The organism is Pseudanabaena cinerea FACHB-1277 (assembly GCF_014696345.1).
GTDB lineage: Bacteria > Cyanobacteriota > Cyanobacteriia > Pseudanabaenales > Pseudanabaenaceae > Pseudanabaena > Pseudanabaena cinerea.
In genome coordinates this window covers 1-7,114 of record NZ_JACJPY010000134.1, presented here as the reverse complement: position 1 = coordinate 7,114, position 7,114 = coordinate 1, and the positions used below count along the sequence as shown (strand labels likewise).

General features: G+C 44.1%; 7 protein-coding genes. 1 reads left to right on the top strand and 6 read right to left on the bottom strand.

Annotated features, from left to right (window positions below; translation table 11 throughout):
- Nucleotides 1-208: 208 nt before the first annotated feature.
- The 6 genes from H6F44_RS21595 to H6F44_RS21570 form a co-directional block, all read right to left on the bottom strand.
- Nucleotides 209-1,942 carry an iron uptake porin gene (locus H6F44_RS21595; RefSeq protein WP_190353157.1) on the bottom strand — a complete coding sequence of 578 codons (1,734 nt, stop codon included), beginning with the start codon at nucleotides 1,940-1,942 and terminating at the stop codon, nucleotides 209-211.
- An 85-nt stretch (nucleotides 1,943-2,027) separates the two neighbouring features.
- Nucleotides 2,028-2,522: a GNAT family N-acetyltransferase gene (locus H6F44_RS21590; protein WP_190353156.1), complete on the bottom strand. Its 495-nt coding sequence runs from the start codon at nucleotides 2,520-2,522 to the stop codon at nucleotides 2,028-2,030.
- A 164-nt stretch (nucleotides 2,523-2,686) separates the two neighbouring features.
- Nucleotides 2,687-3,865 (bottom strand): ABC transporter substrate-binding protein, encoded by a 1,179-nt coding sequence (locus tag H6F44_RS21585; RefSeq protein WP_190353158.1) that lies wholly within the window; start codon nucleotides 3,863-3,865, stop codon nucleotides 2,687-2,689.
- Between the two features lie 180 nt (nucleotides 3,866-4,045).
- Nucleotides 4,046-4,996, bottom strand: coding sequence for a hypothetical protein (locus H6F44_RS21580; RefSeq protein ID WP_190353155.1), 951 nt, complete (start codon nucleotides 4,994-4,996; stop codon nucleotides 4,046-4,048).
- Complete coding sequence (locus H6F44_RS21575; RefSeq protein ID WP_190353154.1) at nucleotides 4,993-5,451, bottom strand: GNAT family N-acetyltransferase; 459 nt, start codon at nucleotides 5,449-5,451, stop codon at nucleotides 4,993-4,995. The genes H6F44_RS21580 and H6F44_RS21575 overlap by 4 nt, the downstream gene beginning before the upstream one ends.
- A gap of 39 nt (nucleotides 5,452-5,490) precedes the next feature.
- Nucleotides 5,491-5,862, bottom strand: coding sequence for a CU044_2847 family protein (locus H6F44_RS21570; protein ID WP_190353153.1), 372 nt, complete (start codon nucleotides 5,860-5,862; stop codon nucleotides 5,491-5,493).
- A 62-nt stretch (nucleotides 5,863-5,924) separates the two neighbouring features.
- Here H6F44_RS21570 and H6F44_RS21565 point away from each other — a divergent pair, with 62 nt between their 5' ends.
- Nucleotides 5,925-7,019, top strand: coding sequence for a caspase family protein (locus tag H6F44_RS21565; protein ID WP_190353152.1), 1,095 nt, complete (start codon nucleotides 5,925-5,927; stop codon nucleotides 7,017-7,019).
- Nucleotides 7,020-7,114: the final 95 nt, after the last annotated feature.

The following is a 7,114-nucleotide window of genomic DNA, read 5'->3' as shown; positions in this document are numbered from 1 at the left end:
ACTGCATTTTCTTGTTACTATTTTTATTCCTCTTTATTCTTCCTATTTCTTCCTTGCTTGTACATAAGTATATTTACTTACCGCAAACTTGGGATGCTCCCATTTTCTTCCCCCTTTTTAAGGGGGATTGAGGGGGATCTCTTAGAGTTTTTGACCTTGGAAACTAATTCTTAAATGGCTTCTAACAGCAAAGCACTGTAATTTGCTCTTAGAACGAGAATGTTGTTCTAACCGTGCCAATGAATAAATTGTTATTGGTGGAGACTTGGTTAGGGTTGGCGATCCAGATCACTCCAGGGGTGATGGAAATATTGTTGGTGACTTGATATTTATAAAAGGCTTCGATATGCCAAACATTATTATTAGCTAAAGGCAATGAAGCCCCTGCATAGGTGCGGATACCCTTGAGAGTTGGCTCAACACCCACCACAATTCCTAATAGATTGCCCTCTTTGCCAAGATTGGGGAAAGCAAAGGAAATGGCATAGTTCCAAATGTCGGCATCACCAAGGCTAAGGAGGCGAGCGGAGGTATAGCCAGCCCAGCCGCCCACGACAAAGTGAGGACTAAAGCTATAGGAAAACTGAGCGCCATAGGAATTGCTGGAAACTGGGGTTGTGGGAATTCCACTAGTCGCATCCGTGGGGATTAATCTCGCTCCAGCAATCAAATTGCCAAGGAAACTACCTGTTGCTTGCCCTGCGCCACCATAGCGAAATCCTGTCTGTCCGCCGCTTGTGCCATTGTAGCCAAGCACATAGGTAAGCCCCGCCTTAAAGCGATCGCTGGGTTGATATACCAACTGTGCCAGAGCCGAATAGTTGCCGCCCGTCAGTCCGCTACCTGTAGCACTAGTGGGCGTATTGGCTGTATTTGCCAAATAGCCAAGATCAAGTTTAAAGTTGTCGCTGATTTTATAGTTAAAGCCAATGCCAGCACCATTGCCATTGATGCCATAGATGGGGTTGCGTTCGCCAAAGCGGGAAATTGCCCCCTTGCCGCCGCCTTGATCATCGAAGTAAGGGTTAAGGGTATCGGCATAGTAAAAATGGTTGCCGCCATTGGCAAAAATGGTCACTCGCGCCCGATCGCCTAGAGGGAAACTGTAATCTAGAGCTTCAAGAAAAACCGAATTATTATTAGTGGCGATCGTGGAATCATCGAAGCCTAAGCGCCCATCGTTAGCAGCGAGGAGACTGGCGGCTCCGATACTGTTATTGAAGGTGAGCAAGGGCTGAGCATTGCCCATTTGTAAACGAGTACGCAGGCGATCGCTGCCTGTAAAACTGGTCAAGAAGTTTAAGCGCACCCGATTTTGGAAAACGATATTTTGCTTACTAGGAGCCGAACCTCCGAAGGGACTCACTAGTGTGTCGCTGCCCGTAGAAACGCCACCAACAGCAAAAATCGCTTCGCCCGATAGCTTGGTTGTGGTGGAAAATTGTTGGGCTTCCAGTTTGCTAGTTTTAGCATCAAGGCTATCCACACGACCGCGCAAAGTGGCGAGTTCGGCAGCAAATTCTTCTTGCAACTTGCTTAAAGTCGCTAAATCCTCTTTGCTAACCTTATCGGTAAGCCCTGCGGCAACGATCTCATTTACTTTATCTAGACAAGCATTCAGCCCTGCGGCAAATTCATAGCGGCTGAGGGCTTGTTGACCGCGAAAGCGGCGATCGGGATAGCCAGAGATGCAGCCATAGCGCTCCACAAGGGACTGCAAAGCCGTAAAAGCCCAGTCCGTTGCCCGTACATCGCTCAATTGGGATACAGCGTTTACCTGTGCAACAGGATCATTTTGCGCGGTTGGTGCTGACTTCAGCGAATTATCAAGCATTTTGTCGAGCGATCGCTGCACATTTTCATCGGCGATCGCAGGTAGAGCGATCGCCAAACTGAGGCATGATAAGCCCAAAGATTGATAGCTGCGGGAAATATTAAACATTTAGCAAAATCCTCATACCAAGATTGATAGAACCTAATCCAGCAATGTCATAGACATTTCTTAACTTCAAAAACCCTACAGCACCCTACAGCACCTTGCCAAGAATTACTAAGCTTTGTTCTTGTTGATCCATTTCAGCAATCTGGGGCAGAAAACCCCACTCCACAAATCCAAAATTGGTAAATAGCTTTCGACTCGGCAGATTATGGGCAAAAATAAAGCCCACTAACCTAGAGATATTTAGATTAGAACATTGCTTAATCGCATAGCTCAACAGCTTTTTGCCCACCCCCTGCTGCTGATAATCGGGATCGACATAGATGCTCACCTCTGCGGTTTTGTGATAGGCAGGGCGACCATAAAACATTTGCAAACTGAGCCAGCCGATCACCTTGCGGTAGCCTTGGGTAGTGGTGATTACCCAGACAGGATAGCGATCGCTATGGGCATGAAACCAAGCGCGGCGACTCTCTACGGATATCGGCTCTAAGTCAGCAGTGGCAAGGCGACTAGGAATCGAAGCATTGTAAATATGAATAATCGTGGGCAAGTCCGACTCTACTGCTAAACGAATGTGCATAGGCTTGTCTCAGGTTTTTGGAGCTTGTATTCTGCCTTATGCCAGTTCACAAAAGTGTAGTCACACTTTTGTGAACTGAAAACCAAACCCAGTATGGTTCTTTAAACTAAGAAATGGCGTAGCCATTTCTTAGTTTGGTATTAGGCAAAATACAAGCATATCGATTATTGCAAAAAGGTAAACTTGCCGCTATTCCCGTCCGCTTCCATTTTAATTTGAGCAACAAAAAACTGCTTCTGAATTATTTCGCCCTCAGGGGTAAAGGCAATTTCCCCAAGGGGTGTTTCATATTTACCGACTAGCAGAGTTTCATTGAGTTGGGTGCGAAGGGTGGCGAGATCGAGGGTATTTAGCTTAGTTTTGGTGTCCAGCGATCGCAAAGCTTCCACAAATACCTGCACCCCTGTAAAGGCTTGGGCGCTAAATTGGGGCGGTTCCTTTTTGTTCTGTTCGACATAGATATCGCGAAAAGCTTTATTGATATCATTTTTTAATTCAGGACTGTAAGCCTGAGCGATAATAATGCCATCACAGAGCGCCTTGCACACGGGCAGAATATTGGAAGTATTTAAACCATTGCCGCCAATAATTAAGCCCTGATAACCTAGTTCGCGCAACTGTTTTACCAAGTTGCCACCATCGGCAGATAGCCCTGAAATGATGATCAAATCAGGCTTGATATTGATGGCATTTGTCACCTGCGATTGGAAGTCGGTATCGGTGGTTTGGAAGGTCTGCACGGTGGCGAGTTCTAAGCCCTTCTGTTTGACCGTTTCTTGAAAAGTACCTGTTTCCGATTTGCTAAAAGCATCATTTTGAGCAAAGAAAACCGCCACTTTTTTGATTTGAGGATTGATTTTCAGCGCTGCCTCGATCGCATTGGGAGCAACGACTGCCACAGGAGCCGATACCCGCGAGATGTATTTGCCGATTTGTGGGATGCCCTTAGCCGTATTCGATGGCGCGATTACGGGTACACCTGCGCGTTCGGCGATCGGGTCAGCACTAAATGCCTGTTGCGATAGGGTTGGGCCAACGATCCCCACCACTTTATCTTGGGCAATGAGTGTATTAAAAGCATTGATCGTGCCTTGCTCATCCCCTGCGGTGTCTTGAAAAATCAAGCGGATTGGTGTGCCATTGACCCCACCTTGTTTATTAAAATATGCCTCGGCAATTTTTGCGCCTGTGACCTGTTCTTGACCTAAGAGCGCCACATTACTAGTTTGTGCCACAGCAATGCCGATGGGAATTGTATTGGGGCTATTGGCAGGGGCGTTAGGAGCGTTACTGGAGTTAGGAGCGCTAGTTTGTCCACAGGCGACCACTAGCAGTCCAGACATCAGAGCAGCGATCGCATAGCCAATAAGTTTCTTAACTGACTTTATATTTATCACTGGTTTTACTTGATTAAATTTTAGATAAGCAGCTAGGCATAAGTAAAGTAAAAACCAAGAGGTTTATTCCGATCACTACGCGAACGGTGCAAAATCTGGTTTTGGGTTTTAACTAAGCCGAACTACTTAATTGCTGTAATCTACATTAATTGAGTCTGGACTAAAGTAGCTTGTAACAAATAAAAGTTCAATACCTGACTCTGTGCAAGCAGTTTCTAGCAAATCGCTAAGTTCTAGTTCCATAGCCCATTTTTGCATATATTCAAAATCTAAGCGATCGCCCTGTAATTTCAAAACCCCCAACACATCGCGCCATTGCCTCTGAGACTCATTTTTAGTCATGCGATACCAAGTCAACTTTTGCAAAATAATATCTTCAGGAGTTGGCAATACCAAACTTTGATCGGGGTTCTGTCTCACAAGTTGCGATCGGCGACGTTGAAATTCGATTTGCGGAAAAGCATTGTTTTTGAGAATAAAAATATCTACTTTTCCCAGAGATTCATTATCAATTAAACTAAATGAACGTTTGTACCTAATTGCATCTCGTACTGCATCTTCGGAAACGTAAAATCTTGGCTGTAAAGATTGCAATAACAGAGCAACTTTTTCCATCTTTATATCAGCCACAATATCTACATCTTCAGTCGCTCGCATTTCTCCCATCAATGTACTTGCAACTGAACCACCAATCAAGTAAGGAATATCTAGCGCATTCAGAATTTCGGCAATATCAAGGGCAAGGGAGATCGGATCGGTAAGCATAAGTATTTGACTGTACTCAGAAATCAGTTGGTAAATAGAGTCAGGGAAATTAGACTTTAGGGTAGCTCTAGCAAATTCATATCTTAGCTTTGATGGACTTGCCTCTGGGTACCTTTGTCTAATCCCAATTAAATTCAAATCTAAGCAGCCTTTTGTCCAATTACTCAATTTATAAGCTTTTTGAGTTAGTGTCAATGATTTCCATAATCCAAATAGATACATCTCTGCATCGATCGCTGTATCGATGGATTGGGTTTTGTATCCTTTAGGAACGCGGCGATCGCCTGTTTTTGTAGTTGCTAATTCGGTCATATATGCTTCACCATTAAATGACGTTTTTCGCGATGGAAGCCGAGTTTTGTATAGAGCGCTTCGGCTTTGTCGTTCCAGAAGTCGACCACCAAAGAGAGCGATCGCATATGCATCTGTTGGCAATAGTTCTCTAACATCTGAAATACCTGTTTGCCGATGCCCTGACCACGATATTCAGATTGAATATACAATTCATCCACTAAGCCGCAACGTCCATGATATTCCATACTAAAAAAGAAGGTGAGTGCCACATATCCAATGGGGCGATCGCGATCGCAGATCAACCAAATTACGCCTAATTGTTCATCACTCAGTAAGGCGTTAAAGGCCTTGATTACATCCTGATCGCAGGTCATTTGTTCAAATTCATAGAATTCATGTACCAAAGCCATCAGTGGATCGATGTCAATAAATTGGGCGATGCGAAAGTTAAGTTCTAAATTATGGTCATTCATTGGCTCGAAGTTGGGTGGACAGTAACTGTAAAATTATTCTCAATCTGCCTTTTTAGGAAAGGAGCATTCCACTGTAATTTCCAGATTGCTTTCGGCTGTGCCTTTGGTGATGTAGGGAATCCCTGCTTCGCCTGCAATTTTGATGCCAAATTTGAGGGTTACTTTGTCGATATTGGCGATATCTGTATTGTTTGCTTTTTTGAAAGCATCGATGGTGCTGAGGGTGTAGTGAGTGAGTGTGGATTTGAGGCGATCAAAGTTCTCTCTAATTTTTTCGGCTTGCGTTGATGTGTCTCCGAATTCGACTAAACCATGTTCTTTGGATGATATGGTGGGGACATCAACGGATTCACTGGATTCGATATAGATGATGGTATTGTCATCAATTTGGAGAGGCGTTAGGCTAGTCATGATTGATTTTGCTATGGTAATGGTTATAGAATAGCAGACATAATTTGTGGAATTTTCAAGCTATGCAGCGTAAGGCGCTTGTGGTTGGAGTAAGTCAGTATAGTAAGTTGCGTAGCCTTGAAAGTTTTTCTAACAATGCTAATGCGATCGCCGATATTTTAGAGCCAACTTTTAAGGTAAAGCGTTTGCCTGAAGCGGTAGAAGGCGATCGCGTATGTGTGGGCAAGGGTAAGGATAAGGGGACTATGCCCTGCGATCGCTTACAGTCCGAAATCAGAGATTTATTTACGGCGACGGATCTGGATACGGTGTTACTTTATTTTTCGGGGCATGGTGTGCGGGGCAGACAGCATTATCCCAAGACATATTTGGCAACCTCTGAGACTGAAGTTTTAGATGATGGTTATCGTAAATCCATTGAGATCGATCTACTCAAGCAATTTTTGCGAGACTGCCCTGCGAGGGAGCAGATTGTTTGGTTAGATTGTTGTTATGGGGGCGATCTCGCAGATTTTCGGGAAATATGCGATCGCAATGATGGCAAAACCAGATTTATAATCACGGCTTCGCGTAGCCAAGATCCTGCTTATCAAGAGATTGCGGGGGAAATGGGTGTATTTACGAGGGTTTTGGTAGAGGCTCTGGCGAGAACTGGTACGATGGCGCGGCGGATTACTTGTGCGGCGATCGAGGACGCGGTACGAGAAAAGTTGCAGAGTTTGCAATATCCGCAAATGCCTCAGTTTTATCGCACACCGAATAAAATTATTGAGTTTTGGGAAAGGAGAGTTATGGCACAGGCTGGGCAAGATGAGGCAAAACCAGATAAATCTGAAATTCCTAATACAAGGATTATCCAGAAAGCATTGGAGAATGTTTCGGCAGGTGGAAATATTAATGTGCAGATTAATCAGACTATCAATAGCACTTTTAGTGCAGTTGATAGAGTTCGCTTAGAAAGGCATAAAGAAGATCTATTTCGACAATTTGATCGAGTAGAAAGCCAATTGAGTCAGTTAGGATCGTCACCATCCGATTCGCTCAAGAATTTTGCTAATCCTTTTCAGCCGCTTAATGGCAGGATTGAGCAATCTGAACAGTTTTTTAATCGAGAGAAGGAGTTACGTGAAATTTTTGATTTTCGCTCATGTGGGTAAATAGGTGAAATGGTAAAATAGGAAAAAAGTTTTGACGCAACAACAGACATAAACATGATCAAGTTTCCCCTAACTGAACTGTTAGACGATCAAGC

Bases quoted from the DNA above. Each gene is read 5' to 3' on its own strand.
- H6F44_RS21585 (WP_190353158.1), bottom strand. From the start codon at position 3,865: ATGTCTGGACTGCTAGTGGTCGCCTGTGGACAAACTAGCGCTCCTAAC.
- H6F44_RS21570 (WP_190353153.1), bottom strand. From the start codon at position 5,862: ATGACTAGCCTAACGCCTCTCCAAATTGATGACAATACCATCATCTAT.
- H6F44_RS21565 (WP_190353152.1), top strand. From the start codon at position 5,925: ATGCAGCGTAAGGCGCTTGTGGTTGGAGTAAGTCAGTATAGTAAGTTG.
- H6F44_RS21595 (WP_190353157.1), bottom strand. From the start codon at position 1,942: ATGTTTAATATTTCCCGCAGCTATCAATCTTTGGGCTTATCATGCCTC.
- H6F44_RS21590 (WP_190353156.1), bottom strand. From the start codon at position 2,522: ATGCACATTCGTTTAGCAGTAGAGTCGGACTTGCCCACGATTATTCAT.
- H6F44_RS21575 (WP_190353154.1), bottom strand. From the start codon at position 5,451: ATGAATGACCATAATTTAGAACTTAACTTTCGCATCGCCCAATTTATT.
- H6F44_RS21580 (WP_190353155.1), bottom strand. From the start codon at position 4,996: ATGACCGAATTAGCAACTACAAAAACAGGCGATCGCCGCGTTCCTAAA.